General features: G+C 45.9%; 13 protein-coding genes. All 13 read left to right on the forward strand.

The features are described 5' to 3' along the window. The first annotated feature begins 522 nt into the window (after positions 1 to 522). The 13 genes from J0X21_RS02335 (at position 523) to J0X21_RS02395 (ending at position 15,821) form a co-directional block, all read left to right on the forward strand. On the forward strand, positions 523 to 933 hold the full coding sequence (locus tag J0X21_RS02335) for an Lrp/AsnC family transcriptional regulator (RefSeq protein WP_206810072.1): 411 nt from the start codon (positions 523 to 525) through the stop codon (positions 931 to 933). Then, positions 930 to 2,006 carry an acetate--CoA ligase family protein gene (locus J0X21_RS02340; RefSeq protein ID WP_206810073.1) on the forward strand — a complete coding sequence of 359 codons (1,077 nt, stop codon included), beginning with the start codon at positions 930 to 932 and terminating at the stop codon, positions 2,004 to 2,006. Before J0X21_RS02335 ends, J0X21_RS02340 begins: the two co-directional genes overlap by 4 nt. Before the next feature lie 26 nt (positions 2,007 to 2,032). Then, positions 2,033 to 2,200, forward strand: coding sequence for a hypothetical protein (locus J0X21_RS02345; RefSeq protein WP_206810074.1), 168 nt, complete (start codon positions 2,033 to 2,035; stop codon positions 2,198 to 2,200). Positions 2,201 to 2,229: 29 nt separating this feature from the next. Further along, on the forward strand, positions 2,230 to 2,370 hold the full coding sequence (locus J0X21_RS02350; protein WP_206810075.1) for a hypothetical protein: 141 nt from the start codon (positions 2,230 to 2,232) through the stop codon (positions 2,368 to 2,370). Positions 2,371 to 2,495: 125 nt separating this feature from the next. Continuing rightward, positions 2,496 to 2,711, forward strand: coding sequence for a hypothetical protein (locus tag J0X21_RS02355; protein WP_206810076.1), 216 nt, complete (start codon positions 2,496 to 2,498; stop codon positions 2,709 to 2,711). A gap of 258 nt (positions 2,712 to 2,969) precedes the next feature. Further along, a complete protein-coding gene (locus J0X21_RS02360; protein WP_206810086.1) occupies positions 2,970 to 5,066 on the forward strand; it encodes a glutamine synthetase III family protein in 2,097 nt (698 codons plus the stop codon). Between the two features lie 143 nt (positions 5,067 to 5,209). Continuing rightward, positions 5,210 to 7,945 carry a sensor histidine kinase gene (locus tag J0X21_RS02365; RefSeq protein WP_206810089.1) on the forward strand — a complete coding sequence of 912 codons (2,736 nt, stop codon included), beginning with the start codon at positions 5,210 to 5,212 and terminating at the stop codon, positions 7,943 to 7,945. 1 nt (position 7,946) lies between these two features. Continuing rightward, on the forward strand, positions 7,947 to 8,630 hold the full coding sequence (locus J0X21_RS02370) for a response regulator (RefSeq protein ID WP_206810090.1): 684 nt from the start codon (positions 7,947 to 7,949) through the stop codon (positions 8,628 to 8,630). Positions 8,631 to 8,816: 186 nt separating this feature from the next. Then, entirely contained in the window at positions 8,817 to 10,727 is a 1,911-nt protein-coding gene (locus J0X21_RS02375; protein ID WP_206810091.1) for an APC family permease, read from the forward strand. A 205-nt stretch (positions 10,728 to 10,932) separates the two neighbouring features. Next, positions 10,933 to 12,270 (forward strand): sensor histidine kinase, encoded by a 1,338-nt coding sequence (locus J0X21_RS02380; protein ID WP_206810092.1) that lies wholly within the window; start codon positions 10,933 to 10,935, stop codon positions 12,268 to 12,270. Beyond that, complete coding sequence (locus J0X21_RS02385) at positions 12,267 to 12,896, forward strand: response regulator (RefSeq protein ID WP_206810093.1); 630 nt, start codon at positions 12,267 to 12,269, stop codon at positions 12,894 to 12,896. The genes J0X21_RS02380 and J0X21_RS02385 overlap by 4 nt, the downstream gene beginning before the upstream one ends. A gap of 97 nt (positions 12,897 to 12,993) precedes the next feature. Beyond that, a complete protein-coding gene (locus J0X21_RS02390; protein WP_206810110.1) occupies positions 12,994 to 14,622 on the forward strand; it encodes a peptide ABC transporter substrate-binding protein in 1,629 nt (542 codons plus the stop codon). Positions 14,623 to 14,891: 269 nt separating this feature from the next. Next, positions 14,892 to 15,821 carry an ABC transporter permease gene (locus tag J0X21_RS02395; protein ID WP_209011266.1) on the forward strand — a complete coding sequence of 310 codons (930 nt, stop codon included), beginning with the start codon at positions 14,892 to 14,894 and terminating at the stop codon, positions 15,819 to 15,821.

Raw genomic sequence — 15,821 nt, forward strand, 5'->3', positions numbered from 1 at the left:
TAAACAGATTGTATGGCATAAAGCGAAGTAGCATTTTTAGACTTGGATATACTAAGCCGCATAGCAACAATCCCCTCCAATCCCTTACATTATAACACATTACGCAAAATTACGCACTAATAATTGAAGAGAATTTGACATTTTTCCAATAAAAAAAGCCCTGTTTTCAAGGCTTGTAGGGATTTCTATATAAACGCAAGTGTCAAAGACCCGGGAAATATTTGGGGAAAGGATTTAATTAGCCCTAAATCTAATGGAATTTTTATGGGCATTCAAAAACCTTAGGGTAAAAAGAATATTTTTTAATTTTATGATTATTATTCCGAAATGGTGAAAATAAGTACAAAATATCAACGGAAGTTAAGGATCAAGATTTCAGATTCACCTTTCACTAACGCTTTGGCGATGAATAGGCGGTTTTTAGTGACGTATGTAAGGGTTGAACTTAATAGACAGAACCGATTATTTGTGCAATAATGCGATTGAGGTTACGATGAGAAAGGGAAATGGGGGCGAAGACTAATGTTGGATGACATCAAGGAACTAGATGACATTGACCGGGGGATTATTAAGCTGCTCTTAGAGAATTCCCGGGTTTCAAACGCTGAAATCGCCCGCAAGGTAAACCTCTCTCGAGTAGCAGTTAGGGATCGCATTCAAAGTCTAACTGAAAGAGGAATCATAGAGCAGTTTACGGTCATTTTGGATGCTGCGGCACTTGGGCGTCCACTGGCCGCATTTTTTGATATTGAGGTTCAGCCGGAAAAACTAGATGCTGTAGCACAAGAACTAACCAAGCAAGACCATGTAATCATTGTCTATCACATGACCGGGCCAACTTCTCTCCATGTTCATGCCTATTTGCGTGACTCCAGGCATCTCGCTGACCCCCTATGGCCCTGGTCGATCATGTCAAGGGGTACGTGGATATGAGCGCGGCAGCCATGGAAGAGCATCATGGGCAAGCCCTCGCCGCAGTGCTGGATGATCCTAATGTGGACGGTGTTGTACTTTTGAGTGTTCCGCCAACATTCCTCAAGCCGACCGCGTTGGCCGAGGAAGTTCTCAAAGTGTGCCGCACCAGGCCCAATAAGCCAGTATCCGTCTGCCTGATCGGCGGAGAATTTGTCCGGGAGGCATGCCAGCTTCTCGAAAAGGAAGGAGTCCCGACTTATGAAGTTCCTGACCGGGCAGCTAGGGCAATGTCAAGGATGGTAGAACGTACGCTATATCTACAAACTGAAAAATCTTCCACACAAAGCACTCAAGTACAGAGCAACAGGGATTACAGCCACAAAGTAATTGCCCAAGCTTTGGCAGCAGGACGCAATCTGCTTGAACATGAAGCTAACGAACTGTTGTCAACTTACGGCATCAGCAGCGCCCGGAGCGCATTAGTGCAAAGCGAGGACGAAGGGGTCGTTGCCGCAAGCAAAATCGGCTACCCGATTGTCCTAAAGATCGTTTCCCCCGACATCCTGCATAAAAGCGATGCCCAAGCAGTGAAGGTTAATATTAAGAATGAGGAAGAGTTGCGGTCCGCCTACCGGGAAATTATCTCGAACTCACTCCGGTATAACAAAGACGCCCGTATCGAAGGGATTCTCGTTTGTGCTATGGCCAAACCAGGCGTCGAGGCTATTATTGGCGCCAAACGTGATTCCCAGTTTGGTCCGGTTGTGATGTTTGGCCTGGGTGGTATCTTTGTCGAGGTATTCAAAGATGTTACTTTCCGGGTAGCCCCTGTTTCCCTCGCCGGGGCCCGAGAAATGGTAAGCAGCATTAAAGGATATCCTCTGCTAAATGGAGCCCGTGGCCGCGAGGTTTGTGACACGGAAAGCTTGGCCCAGATGATTGTCAATGTTGGCAAACTAATGTTGGAATGTCCTGAAGTGTCCGAGATCGACCTGAACCCAGTTGCGGTCTATGAGCAAGGTCAAGGAGCCTTAGCTTTGGACGCTCGTATAATCCTTGCTGCAAAAAACTTAGGGAATGCCGCGAAGTAGAAGCGTGATGGGAGGAGACAGTGGGGATGATATTTGCCACTGATGAAGACAAGCTGGCCGCTTTAGGTTATTCAGCACAGTTCCTCAAAAACCTTTTTCCCGTCGATTGTATGGTGGCAGTGACAGACTGCAAGAAATTTGTAGCTTATTATCCTGGAAAAAAGATTGACATTAAAGCTCAGTGGGGCAAATAACCGAAATCCTTAAAAAGACTTACGAGGGCATGAGCGCAATAACAGCTTCCATTGATAAAACCCAAGAAATCGCGTTTAACCAGGCTGCAAGCAGCCAAGAGATCTCCGCTTCCATGGAGGAGCTAGCTGCTTTGGCGCAAAAACTTTTGTCCGCAGCCAGGATTCTCTAAGTACCGAACTTTGGCTCAGCAAAACATGACAACCTTAATAAATCAGTTACCCTCTTTATGTATAGAAACGAATTTGCGATTTGGGTTGGTCCTTTTGCTTCCGCTCGCTCGTAGTAGTCCCTTAAATGGCGGCCCACATCCATCAGCATCGTCAAACGCTGTGGTCCTACGACCATGCAGCGATGGACAGAGTAATCCTGCCATATGTCCGGGAACCGGAGGGCAAATTTGGTGAAGTGACAGAAGTTCAGTGGGCAATGGCTACCCGTTTCAAACCGGATACGGACATCGTTTTGCTGCCAAAATGTTTTGGGCACGAGTTAAACCCGTCTACAGAATAACAAACTATTGGGGGTTGTACCCACAAAGTTTCGACAGGGTTGTATCATCCGATAGTATATACTGTATTCATTCTGGAGATAATTGATTTTTAACTCTGGAATAACTATAATTAAGAAAAATCACTCAAAGCAACGGCGCTTTAGATTTTACTAGAGTAGCCGTTTTTTCTTGTTTTTTGGGGGTGATTCCGCGAGTCTACATAATAGCCCTCGGAAGATAATTCGAGAGCGTTATACCAATAAGGGAGGAAAAGAGAAATGGATATTTTTGGGTCTAATGTTTTCAACGACCAAGTAATGAAGGAACGGCTACCAAAAAACGTCTACAAATCTTTGCGCAACACAATTGATAATGGTTTGCCTTTGGATCCGGCTGTGGCTGATGTAGTGGCCAATGCCCTCAAGGATTGGGCCATTGAGAAAGGGGCTACTCATTTCACTCATTGGTTTCAACCGATGACAGGTATTACAGCAGAGAAACACGATTCATTTATTTCCCCGACTTCTGATGGCCGGGTGATTATGGAGTTTTCCGGCAAAGAGTTAATTAAGGGAGAACCGGATGCATCTTCGTTCCCTAGTGGTGGTTTAAGGGCTACCTTCGAGGCTAGAGGCTACACAGCATGGGATTGCACATCGCCCGCTTTTCTTAAAGACGACGGTGGTGTGGTTACGTTGTGCATTCCAACCGCTTTTTGTTCGTATAATGGGGAAGCATTAGACCAAAAGACTCCTCTGCTTAGGTCAATGGAGGCTCTTTCCAACCAAGCGCTGCGCGTTCTACGTTCGTTCGGCAATACTACAGCCAATCGGGTAGTGAGCACTGTAGGTCCGGAGCAGGAGTACTTCTTGATTGATAAGAAGTTTTTTGAGAAGAGACTGGACCTTATGCTCACCGGACGTACTCTCTTCGGGGCTAAACCGCCTAAAGGCCAGGAGTTAGAGGATCAATACTTTGGCAGCATTAAAGAGCGGGTTGCTGCCTACATGAAAGAATTAAATACGGAGTTGTGGAAACTGGGGATTCTGGCCAAGACTCAGCATAACGAAGTAGCACCGGGACAGTTCGAGATTGCTCCTATTTTTGCCAGCACAAATATTGCCACCGACCATAATCAACTCGTGATGGATGTCATGAAAAAAGTCGCCCTGCGCCATGATCTTGTGTGTCTTTTGCACGAGAAGCCGTTTGCCGGTGTGAATGGTTCCGGTAAACATAACAACTGGTCCATGTCTACTAATGACGGCCAAAACCTGTTGGAGCCAGGCAACAATCCTCATGAGAATGCCCAATTCTTGACTTTCCTATCTGCCGTAATTAAGGCTGTTGACGATTACGCCGATTTGTTAAGGGCTTCAGCAGCCAATGCAGGCAATGATCACCGGTTAGGAGCCAATGAAGCACCTCCGGCTATCATCTCCATTTTCCTGGGTGATCAATTATCCGATATTATTGACCAGCTGGCCAATGGTGGTGCGAAAGATTCTAAACAGGGCGGCACGATTAACGTCGGTGTAAGTACCTTACCGATACTGAAAAAGGATTCGACTGACCGGAACCGTACTTCGCCCTTTGCCTTTACCGGAAATAAATTTGAATTCCGCATGGTACCATCATCCCTATCCATTTCCGGACCGAACATTGTTCTCAATACAATTGTTGCTGAAGTATTAAGCCAGATCGCCGATCGCCTGGAGAATACCAAGGATTTTGATATGGAATTAAAAGCTATTCTGAAAGAAATTGCTGTCAATCATAAGCGGATTGTGTTCGATGGCAACAATTACACAGAGGAATGGGTCGCGGAAGCGGAAAAGAGAGGGTTGCCGCACATTCGCTCCATGGTCGATGCGATTCCAGCTTTTATTACGGAAAAGGCTATTAATCTCTTTAGCAAACATGGAGTTTTCAGCAAAACGGAATTGCATTCGCGCTACGAAATTCGTCTGGAACAATATTGCAAGCAGATTAACATTGAGGCTCTCACTATGATCAACATGGGCAAGCGCCAAATCCTACCTGCTGTCTTAAAATATGTTGGGAGCTTGGCTGACTCGTTAATTGCGGTTAAGAATGCCGGAGCAGGTGCTGATATCTCTGTGCAAGAAGGCCTTTTGAAAGAAATTTCAGGGTTGATGGCTTCTATGAAGCAAAGGCTTGCCAACTTGGAATTGGTAACTGATGAGGCCAACAATTTAGAAGGTGATGACATCTTCGAAAAAGGTAAATTCTATCGTGATTTTGTTTTCACTGCAATGCAATCTCTTCGCCAAGATATTGACCAGTTGGAGAATCTAGTCGATGCAGACCTGTGGCCAGTACCAACCTACGCTCAAATGCTCTTTATGCTGTAACTAAACTCGCTACTCGGAAGTGTTTTTACCCCAAGGCTTGGAATTCGACCAGCCTTGGGGTAGACTATTTTTATGGGTTTTAGGGCTATAATAAGTCGGAATTCGTAATGTTCGCATTACCAGTAAAGCTGGGTGATATAGAGATGATGAAAGAGACACGGGCTGATCCGGATGAGCTTCTAGCCAGTATAGAAAAAGAGGGCCATGGAAAGATAACGGTATTTCTGGGCGCGGCAGCTGGAGTGGGTAAGACCTATGCCATGTTGGAGGCGGCGCAGGAAAGATTGGCCGAAGGCGTGGATGTGGTGATTGGGTTGGTCGAAACTCACGGCAGAGCTGAAACAGAGGCCTTACTTGATGGACTTCCGGTGATACCGCTAAAAATGCTGGACTACAGGGGCAGAACATTTAAAGAAATAGACTTGGATGCCGTCATATCGCGTCACCCTCAATTGGCCTTAGTGGATGAGTTAGCCCATACCAATATACCAGGTTCCCGTCATACAAATCGTTACCAGGATGTGGAAGAGTTATTGGCTGCCGGCATCAATGTGTATACCACCCTGAATATTCAACATCTGGAGAGCCTGAATGATGTCGTTGCTCAAATTACCGGAGTCAGGGTGCGTGAAACAGTCCCGGATAAGGTGCTGGAAACGGCATCCCAAATCCAAATGGTTGATATTACGCCTGAAGAGCTAATTCAGAGGCTCAAAGAAGGCAAAGTTTACGTACCCGGACAAGCGGCTGAGGCTATGAAGAAATTCTTTCGTCCGGGGAACATAAATGCCCTGCGGGAAATGTCCCTCCGTTATACAGCCAAGCGGGTGGATAGCCAGTTAGAATCATATATGCGGGTTCATGGCATTGCCGGTCCCTGGCCTTCGGGAGAGAAATTAATGGTTTGTGTAAGCGGCAGTCCTTTTTCCGCTCGTCTTATCCGAACGGCCAAGCGAATGGCAACCCGACAGAATGCTGAATGGCTGGCTGTCTACGTAGAAACTTCTGATCGCATGTCCAAGAGTGAGGCTGACAAGGACTCTATGGCCAAAAACTTGCGGATGGCCGAAAAACTTGGTGCGGAAATTGTTGGTCTTTATGGGGATGACGTAGCAGAAGAGATTCTGGCGCTGGCCCGAAAACGTAATGTTTCTCAAATTATAATTGGCAAACCGGATCGTACCCGTTTTAGGGAGTTGCTCCACGGCTCCATCGTCGATAAAGTAATTCGGCACAGTCACGGCATTAGCATACATGTTATATCAGGACAGCGCGAAAGAGCTGAACGAAAGCCTGATAAGATTGTAACCCAAGAAGGAAGAAAAACGGTTAACCGTCCCGTGCAAAAGAAGCATTCATACGTACCTTATCTAATGTCCTTTCTTATGATGGTGGCTTTGACAGTTGTTACTACTCCGCTTAAGTCATTTCTAGGACCAGTCAATATTTCTATGCTCTATCTGCTTCCTGTTCTTCTCAGCGCAGCCCGCTGGGGCCGTTTGCCTGCCATTGTTACCGCAGGACTGGGTGTTGTCATCTTTGACTTTTTCTTCGTTCCGCCTTTCTATACCTTTACAGTCGATGATTTCCGTTATGTTATTAGCTTTGCCATATTAATGACAGTAGGTTTTGTTACCGGGACCCTTTCTGACCGATTGAGAAACCGGATCAGTTTTTCCCGAGACCGTGAACAGCAGGTTTCCACCTTATACTCCCTTAGCCGTGATCTTACGGCTGTCGATAAATTGGATAGGGTCCTGGAAAGCATAGCTCGCAAGATCGCTGAAACTCTCGACGGTCAGGTTGTTCTGCTTTTGCCTGATGATAAAGGAAAACTTGTCTTGCGGCAGAGTTCATGTTCCGAACATTTCCTGAGTGATAGTGAACTGGCGGTGGCGACCTGGGTTTATGAAAGAGGGCAAAAAGCCGGACAAGGAACCGAAACCTTAGGCTTAGCTAAAGCGTTATACTTGCCATTATCCACGGAACAGGGAACGCAAGGGGTCTTGGGGATTTGCTTCAATGCTACAGAAACAGGAGATCAGGTTAACTCCGAACAAATTCGTTTTTTAGATGCTTTCGCCGGGCTGGCAGCAATGGCAATTAACAGAATAAAACTGGCAGACGAAGCCAGGCAGGTCCACGCCTTGGCAGAGTCAGAACGGCTGCGAACGGCATTATTCAACTCATTATCCCATGACTTGCGTACTCCTCTAGCATCAATCATTGGTGCGGTTACCGGACTCTTAGAAGACCATGACGCCGTGTACTCTCCCGATGCTCGTCATGATCTATTGCAAACCATTCTTCAAGGAGCGGAAAGAATGAACCGCTTTGTGAATAACCTCTTAGACATGGCTCGCCTGGAAAGCGGAATGCTCAAGTTAAATAAAAACTGGTGTGATATTCAGGATATTATCGGAGTAGCGGTAAACCGGTTAGGGGTTGTCCTTGCCAAACGCCCGCTTGATATTAATATCCCTGCAGGCTTGTCTTTGGTCCAAGCCGACTATGTTTTGATCGAACAAGTACTGGTCAATTTACTGGAAAATGCAGTTAAGTACTCTGAGCCAGACAGCAAAATAACGATAGCTGTCCGTAAAGAACCAATGGACATCGAAATCGCGGTAGCCAACCAGGGTAACCGTATTCCTGAGGCCGATTTAAGCAAGGTTTTTGACAAGTTCTACCGGTTGAGCTCCCCGCTCCAAGTGAGTGGATCCGGTCTAGGCTTAGCGATCTGTAAAGGAATTGTCGAAGCTCATAACGGTGATATTTGGGCCGAGAACAACGAGCTTGGTGGTGTAACGATTACATTTACTTTGCCCTTAAGTGACGAACTCTCTGATAAAGTTTCTAAGATAGAAGAGGAAGATTAGGATGGATAAGAAGGGACAGCGCATTTTAATCATTGATGATGAAACCCAAATTCGCAGGTTTTTGCGGGTTAGCCTGACCAGCCATGGGTATGATGTAAGAGATGTTGGAACCGGTCAAGCCGGCTTAGATGAGGTTGTCTCATTTGGCCCTGAACTAGTCATTTTAGATCTAGGCCTGCCTGATATGAGTGGCATAGAAGTGTTAACCCAGATACGGGCTTGGTCCAAGGTTCCTATCATCATTCTTTCAGTTAAGGAACAGGAGACAGACAAGATTATGGCTCTGGACAATGGAGCCGATGACTATGTGACAAAGCCTTTCGGGATGGGGGAATTACTCGCCCGGATGCGGGCGGCCTTGCGTCATACGGCGGTAGCTGGAGAAGAACCGGTATTAAGGTTCGATAACTTAGTGATTGACCTGCCGCACCGTCAGATTAAAGTCGCCGGTGAAGAAATTAAACTAACTCCGATTGAATATGAGCTGGTAAAAAATTTGGCTCTTCATGCGGGTAAAGTCTTAACCCATAAGTTTCTCCTGCGTACAGTTTGGGGACCGGCGTATGAAAATGACATTCAATATTTGCGGGTCTTTATGGGACAAATTAGACGCAAAATTGAGACTGACCCATCTCGGCCACGCCATATTATCACAGAACCGGGGGTTGGCTACCGGTTATTATGAAAATCTCCATATCCAGATATCCGTCCAAGATCATTGATTACTATGGTTTCTTTATGCTTCCTTTATGTTTTCTTTATGCTTTTAGCCTTTTTCTTTAGACTATCTTTATGGCATTTGGAGCTATAATATTGGAGCATTGATGAAAAGATAAATAAAAAGTCTAAAGGAAAAGGACGGAGTATTTTTATGGCTGCGGACAACACCAGATTAATGAGGTTAAGATTAAGAACGTTAATATTTGGTCATCCTCTGACGACGCAAAGCGCGGAAGCCCAAAAAGTAGGGGTATTTGGTGGTATCCCCGTCTTTGGTTCTGATGTTATATCTTCTCAGGGTTATGCTCCGGATGCAATCTTATATGTTTTAATTTTAGCTGGAACTACCGGTTATGCGGCCTCGTCAAAAGTTACGACTGCTATCATTCTATTGTTCCTAAGCATTATTATGCTCTACCGGCGTACGATCCAAAAATATGCCCAAGGTGGAGGCTCCTACACTGTTGCGCATGCTTTCTTGGGAGAAAAAATGGGGCTTCTGGCCGGAGCCAGTTTAAGCACTGATTATATTTTAACGGTAGCTGTTAGCGTCAGTTCAGCTGTAGAGAATCTTACCGGAATTTTTCCCTGGCTTGCTCCGACTCCTCATAAGGTTCTGGCAGACTGTCTTATCATTATTTTTATGACCATTGTTAACTTGCGTGGTGTGAAAGAGTCAGCCCGGCTTTTTGCTTTACCTGTTTACACGTATATCTTTAGTATTCTCGCTCTAGTTGGTTTTGGTATCTTTAAGTATTTTGTTTTTGGAATAACTCCCATAGCTGAGTCGCAGGTAATAATTACAGCTAATACCCAGAGCTTAACTTTATTTGTCTTTCTGCGGGCTATGGCAGCAGGTACTACAGCTTTAACCGGGACAGAGGCAGTCAGTAACGGTGTGTCAGCCTTTAAAGCTCCTGCTCAAACAAGAGCGATTAACACATTGTTTGTGCTTGGATTTATTGTAGCGGTTGGCCTTGCCGGCATGGTGTTTTTGGCCAGTAAATATCAGCTTATCCCCAGTGATGATAATACAATCATCAACCAGTTGGGATTGCTGATTTTCGGGAAAAATATTATGTATTATATATTGATGGCAGGCATCGCGATTATCTTAGTTATTGCTGCAAATACACCTTTTGTTGGCTTACCCATCCTGTTGAGCTTAATGGCACGGGACGGGTATGCTCCCCGCTATTTCAAAAATCTGGGTGACCGGTTAGTTTATAGTGCCGGAATTTGGACATTGAGCATTATCAGTCTGGTATTGATTCTTGTTTTTCGCGGAGACACCCATAGTATGCTGCCTTTGTATGCCATTGGAGTGTTTATCAGCTTTTCCCTCACGGGGTTCGGTCTGGCAAAACACTGCATTGAATCAAAACCGAAGAGTTACTACCGGGACCTGATAATATTTGCCTTTGGTGGAACGATATCTTTCTTAGTGTTTATGATCTTCTTGATTACGAAGTTTACTGAAGGGGCCTGGTTAATTGCTATTATCATCCCCTTGCTTATGTTTTTCTTTAATGTTGTATCAAAAGTGTACAAACGTGAAATTCAGCTCATTAAACCCACAAAAGAGGACATTGAAGAATTCAATCGACAAATCGCTAGAATTACAGAGCGACGCTGTAATGTCAATCTTTCCGAATATCAGAGTAAAATCGTCGTACCGGTATTTGATTTAAATAATATAGTCCTTAAGGCTCTCCAATATGGGTATGAAATGACGCCGTTAACAACTGCAGTTCACATTGCCTCAGACAGGGAGAGGGCAGAAAAGCTAAAGAGACACTGGCAAGAAAGCAATATTCAAATCGAGTTGGAGATTGTGGATTCACCGTATAGAGCTACTGTCCATGACTTGCTGAACTATTTAGATACTGTTGAAAAAGATGCTAGGTATTCCACTGTCACCCTGGTAATTCCAGAATTTGTTCCGCCAAAGTTGTGGCAGAATTTCTTGCACAACCAGACCGGTCAGTTGATGAAACTGTTGCTCCTTTTACGCAAAAATATCCTCGTAACGAGTTTACCATATCATCCGCCGGCGAAATAATCATAACCTATAGACTGATGCAACCATTTTACGCACCCCCAAGGTTTGGAATTCGGTCCAAGCCGTGGGGTTTCGTGCTTATTAGGGAAAAATATTAGAGAAGATAAAAACCGGAAAAACTGGATAAACCGAAATAATACGATGTTATAGGGATAGATTCTTGGTAATTCATGATAAAATAACAGTAGAAAGAGGTGGTCAGGCAGTGGGGAAAGTTGTTGAGTCGTGGAAAATATGGATTGTATTTGGAACGGGGTTATTTCTATTCGGAATTTTTACCCCGTATATCATAAAGCCTCAACTGATGGCATTAGATCAGTTGCTCCGAGCCATGACCAGTAAAACAGACGGAAGCACACTTATGATTAGTTCCTTTCGCATTGTTACGATTAATACCATGGTTGCCACCCCCCAGTTTCTCAGTGTGGTGATGCTGGGAGACGGGCTGGCCAATGCTTTCAAACGATCTGAGCTGAAAAGCATCATCCCCCTGGTCAGCGTGCCGCTCGCTTATGTGATCGTCAATAATCTGACCCCTTTAAACTATAGTTTTGGGGCGACTGATATCTTTCTGTGGCTGACGATCGTAGTCATGCAGAAGTTTAGCAAACAAAAACTGAATATGGGCATGAAACTTCTGGTTTTCTCGCAGCTTATTTTTGGGGTAACCTGGTTAAATCAAGTCCCTTTTTTAACTCCTTATGGTTTTGGACTCGGTTCTTTATCAAGCAAAATTAAACAGGCTGCTACTCTAATCGGATTTGAACATGTGCTTACTCTGTATGCGATCGTATTGTTTTGTATTTTTGTGGCTAGTTCCATCACCTTATGGATTTACTTGGTCTTATCCATGGAAAAGTGGACCATTACCCAGGACTTGCACCGGGCTCAGCTCGAAGCCCAGGAATCCCGTTCCGGACGGGAAGTGCTGCACCTGGTCCATGATCTCAAAACGCCGCTGGCTTCCATCGAAGGACTGGTTTCTCTCATTGAACTGCGCTGGCCTGATCCGAAGCTCCAGGAATATTGCCACACCATCTATGGCTCCATTCATTCCATGAGCAAAATGATCTCGGAGATTTTGTATGAGGAACGCAAGGACTGGTGTAAACTGAAAGAACTCATTGATTATGTCCGGGCCAGCCGTCTCAGTGGCACGAATTTTACGGTTGAGATTAAAATGGAGGGAGACCCCGGAGCGCGTGTTTACATTAATAAGATTCGGGTTACCCGGGCAATCATAAATCTGATCGACAATGCCTTGGACGCCATCAAGGATCAAGCCGACGGCAGGGTAATTTTGCGTGTAAAAAGTATGCCTCATGAGGTAAAATTAGAGATAGAGGACAACGGTTGCGGAATTTTGGAAGATAAGGTTAAAAACATCTGGCAAGCCGGCTACAGTACCAAAAACCATCCCGGGGTCGGCCTTTCCTTCGTCCGTCAGGTTGCGGAAGGACACGGGGGAACGGTCAACATAGAAAGTGAAGCGGGGCGGGGAACCAAGGTTTGGCTGACCCTGCCGCTGGGAGAGAACCAATGAAAATATTGATTATGGATGATGACGAAGCACTGCGCTATATGTTAACTGAAATCTTTACCTTTGTCGGCTGGGAACCCAAAGCTTTTCCCAACGGGCGCGAAGGAATCAAGGAATTCTTAAGCCATGGCGCGGATATCATTTTAGTGGATTACCATATGCCCGAGATCGATGGGCTGGAAACGGTGCGGCTGATTCGGGAACATGACCAGCTGGTGCCGATTCTGGTGCTGACCGTGGACGAAAGGCAGGAAATCGCAGACCGTTTCCTGGACGAAGGGGCTACGGATTTTGCGCTGAAACCGGTCAAAGCGCCGGATCTCATTGCCCGGGTTCAATTGCATAAGCGGCTTTTGGATATGACCAAAACAGTTCAAGCCACCCCTAAATTTCAGTACGAAGTCTTCGTAACCAAAGGAATCAGCCAATCGACCCTATCCTATATCGAACGGTATCTGGCCGCTTCCGAGGAGCCTTCCACCGTGGAAGAAATTTCGCATGAATTAGGGCTGGCCACGCCTACCGTTTACCGCTACCTGACCTACCTGGTTCACAACGGCAAGGTTCAGCCGCTGCCGAGTTATCAAAAAATGGGGAGACCGAAAAACCGGTACCACTGGATTGAATGAGAAAAAGTTACTTTTTCTCATTTTTATTTCTTTAGTTTGGCCCAAGCCTCTTGGTATAATTTAGCTGAAAATTAGGTTAATGAGGAGGACATATTTCATGGCTAAATCCAAAAGACTGATTGCCGGAATCTTAAGCACATTGCTCATTGCCACTCTGCTTGCAGGGTGCGGCAGCGGCACCACGACAACCGGCACATCGGGAAATGCCAAACAAGTCTTAAAGATGACTTTGCTGGCGGAACCACAGGCTCTGGATACCTCTAAAGCCTCAGCGGCGGTATCGTTTGATATCCTAACCCAGGTGGAAGAAGGACTCTATCGTTTGGACAAAAACGGGCAACCGGTGCCTGCATTGGCGGCCGCGCTCCCGGAAATCACCAACGATGGGAAAACCTATACCATCAAACTGCGTGACAACATCACCTGGTCCGATGGTTCCCCAGTGACGGCAAAAGACTTTGAGTATGCCTGGAAGCGCACCCTGGATCCGAAAACCAAAGCGGATTACGCCTTCATGGTTGCCTGGATTAAAGGCGGAGAGGCCTTTATGACCGGGAAAGGAAGCGCTGACCAAGTCGAGGTCAAAGCCACCGATGACAAAACCTTGACCTTTACCTTGGAAAACCCGGTTCCTTTTATGACCGCCCAACTGGCGTTCCCGGTTTTCTTCCCGCAAAAGCAGGAATTTGTTGAGAAACAGGGCGACAAGTATGCGACCGATGCCGACAAGCTGTTGTACAATGGCCCGTTCATTTTGTCCAAATGGGATCATGAGCAAAGCTTGACCCTGGTGAAAAATGACAAGTATTGGGATAAAGACAAAGTGAAGCTGGACGAGGTTGTGGTGCAAATCGCATCCAATAATAATACCTTAGCCAACTTGTATCAATCCAATGCCATTGACGTGGCCCGTATTACCCGCGACCAAGTGGATCAATGGAAAGGAAAACCGGATTATGTGGTTCAGCCCCAGCTTTATATCACCTATGTTGAGATGAACGAGAATGTTCCGGTGCTCAAAAACGAGAAAATCCGCAAAGCGCTGGCCTTAGCCATTGACCGCGAAAGCTTGGTCGATATCGTCTTCCATGACGGCAGCAAATCCCCCACCGGTTTTGTGCCGTTTGGGACCATGGGCGCCGACAACAAAGAGTTCCGCGCTGCGGCCGGTGATGTGCTGGCCAAATATGATCCGGCCCAAGCCAAAACCTTGTTAGCCGATGGCTTAAAGGAAGTGGGTCTGTCATCCTTCCCCAACTTAAAATTCACCGGGGATGATACGGAAGACGGGAAAAAGGCCATGGAATTTATCCAAGGACAATGGAAGCAAAATCTTGGAATTGATGTCACGGTCGAGGCCATTCCGCACAAACTGCGGATCGACCGCGGGCAAAGCCACCAGTTTGAACTGTTGCTATTCAACTGGGGAGCGGATTATAACGAGCCGATGACCTTCCTGGACCTGCATGAATCTACCTCTTCTTTCAATGAAAGTCTGTTTAATGATCCGGAATATGACCAGCTTATTAAAAAAGCAAGGGCGGAATCAGACCCTGCCAAACGGACTCAATATTTAATCGAAGCCGAAAAGATTTTGGCCGCTAAAATGCCGGTTGCGCCGGTCAACTTCCGTGCCTATTCCTATCTAGTCAGACCAAGTGCTAAAAATATTCTATTCTTCCCGTATGGTTCGGAATGGGATCTTAAGGAAGCATTTATCCAGTAATTTGGACCAAGGGTTCTACGATACGAGGATTTTGGTTAAGGATTTTAGGGTTATGCAGATAGGGGGGTTCCGTCGGAACCCCTCCTTTATTCCACCAATCAGAAAGTATAAGTTTCTGGTGGTACAAGTGCAACTACGGCTTCCGCCTTCGCCAAAGGCTCAGCGCAAGCCAAGTTTTCTTTGAGAAAGCACAGTCGGAGGCGCATAAACAAGCAAATGCGTTAGACTTTCAATAAAGTATAATTTTTTAAGAATAGGGAGGTGCGATCATGGGTCGTTTTATCCTGCGGCGTTTCATCTATATGGTGATTACGTTCTGGATGATTGTTACCGTGACTTTTGTCCTCATGCATAATCTACCGGGTGATCCGTTCGCTAATTCCGAAAAACTCACTACCCAGCAAAGGGCGTTATTGGAAAAACAATATGGCTTAGATCAGCCGTTGTCCGTACAATACAAAAACTATCTCATCAATGTCTTACAAGGTGACTTAGGCGTATCTTTTGCTTATCCGACAACCAAGGTTACGGACGTGATTAAGCGGTCGTTTCCGGCGTCCGCTGAGCTGGGGATTGAGTCCATTGTTTTTTCCGTTGTGATTGGGTTGCTTCTTGGGATTACGGCCGCGCTTAAACACAATAAATCCTGGGATTATACGGCGATGTTTATTGCGATTGTCGGGATTTCGATTCCTTCTTTCGTACTCGGGCCGATACTGCAATATTTTATCGGGGTCAAATGGGGGATTTTGCCTGCTGCGCTCTGGGATGGCCCGGCCAACCGGGTTTTACCCGCGCTGACCCTGTCCTTTATGACCATTGCCCTCACCGCAAGGATGATGCGGACTTCGATGCTTGATGTCATTCATTCCGATTATATTAAAACGGCGCGTTCCAAAGGATTGTCTCAAACCTCCGTCATTATTAAACACACCCTGCGCAACGCCATTCTCCCGGTCATTACAGTTCTGGGACCGATTGCGGTCAATGTGATTACAGGTACGCTGGTGGTGGAGCAGATTTTTGCCGTACCCGGTCTGGGCAAATATTTTGTGCAAGCGGTCTATTCCAACGATTACACCTTAATTATGGGGTTAACTATCTTTTACAGCCTCCTCCTGATGATCGTAATCTTTCTCACAGATATTGCTTACGGATTCATTGATCCTCGAATCCGCCTGGCCAAAGGGAGGAAATAA

It is taken from the genome of Paradesulfitobacterium ferrireducens, assembly GCF_017310645.1.
Lineage (GTDB): Bacteria > Bacillota > Desulfitobacteriia > Desulfitobacteriales > Desulfitobacteriaceae > Paradesulfitobacterium > Paradesulfitobacterium ferrireducens.

What these genes read in the sequence shown, in the direction of transcription:
- J0X21_RS02335 (WP_206810072.1), top strand. Translation starts at nt 523, where the DNA reads ATGTTGGATGACATCAAGGAACTAGATGACATTGACCGGGGGATTATT.
- J0X21_RS02340 (WP_206810073.1), top strand. Translation starts at nt 930, where the DNA reads ATGAGCGCGGCAGCCATGGAAGAGCATCATGGGCAAGCCCTCGCCGCA.
- J0X21_RS02345 (WP_206810074.1), top strand. Translation starts at nt 2,033, where the DNA reads ATGATATTTGCCACTGATGAAGACAAGCTGGCCGCTTTAGGTTATTCA.
- J0X21_RS02350 (WP_206810075.1), top strand. Translation starts at nt 2,230, where the DNA reads ATGAGCGCAATAACAGCTTCCATTGATAAAACCCAAGAAATCGCGTTT.
- J0X21_RS02355 (WP_206810076.1), top strand. Translation starts at nt 2,496, where the DNA reads ATGGCGGCCCACATCCATCAGCATCGTCAAACGCTGTGGTCCTACGAC.
- J0X21_RS02360 (WP_206810086.1), top strand. Translation starts at nt 2,970, where the DNA reads ATGGATATTTTTGGGTCTAATGTTTTCAACGACCAAGTAATGAAGGAA.
- J0X21_RS02365 (WP_206810089.1), top strand. Translation starts at nt 5,210, where the DNA reads ATGATGAAAGAGACACGGGCTGATCCGGATGAGCTTCTAGCCAGTATA.
- J0X21_RS02370 (WP_206810090.1), top strand. Translation starts at nt 7,947, where the DNA reads ATGGATAAGAAGGGACAGCGCATTTTAATCATTGATGATGAAACCCAA.
- J0X21_RS02375 (WP_206810091.1), top strand. Translation starts at nt 8,817, where the DNA reads ATGGCTGCGGACAACACCAGATTAATGAGGTTAAGATTAAGAACGTTA.
- J0X21_RS02385 (WP_206810093.1), top strand. Translation starts at nt 12,267, where the DNA reads ATGAAAATATTGATTATGGATGATGACGAAGCACTGCGCTATATGTTA.
- J0X21_RS02390 (WP_206810110.1), top strand. Translation starts at nt 12,994, where the DNA reads ATGGCTAAATCCAAAAGACTGATTGCCGGAATCTTAAGCACATTGCTC.
- J0X21_RS02395 (WP_209011266.1), top strand. Translation starts at nt 14,892, where the DNA reads ATGGGTCGTTTTATCCTGCGGCGTTTCATCTATATGGTGATTACGTTC.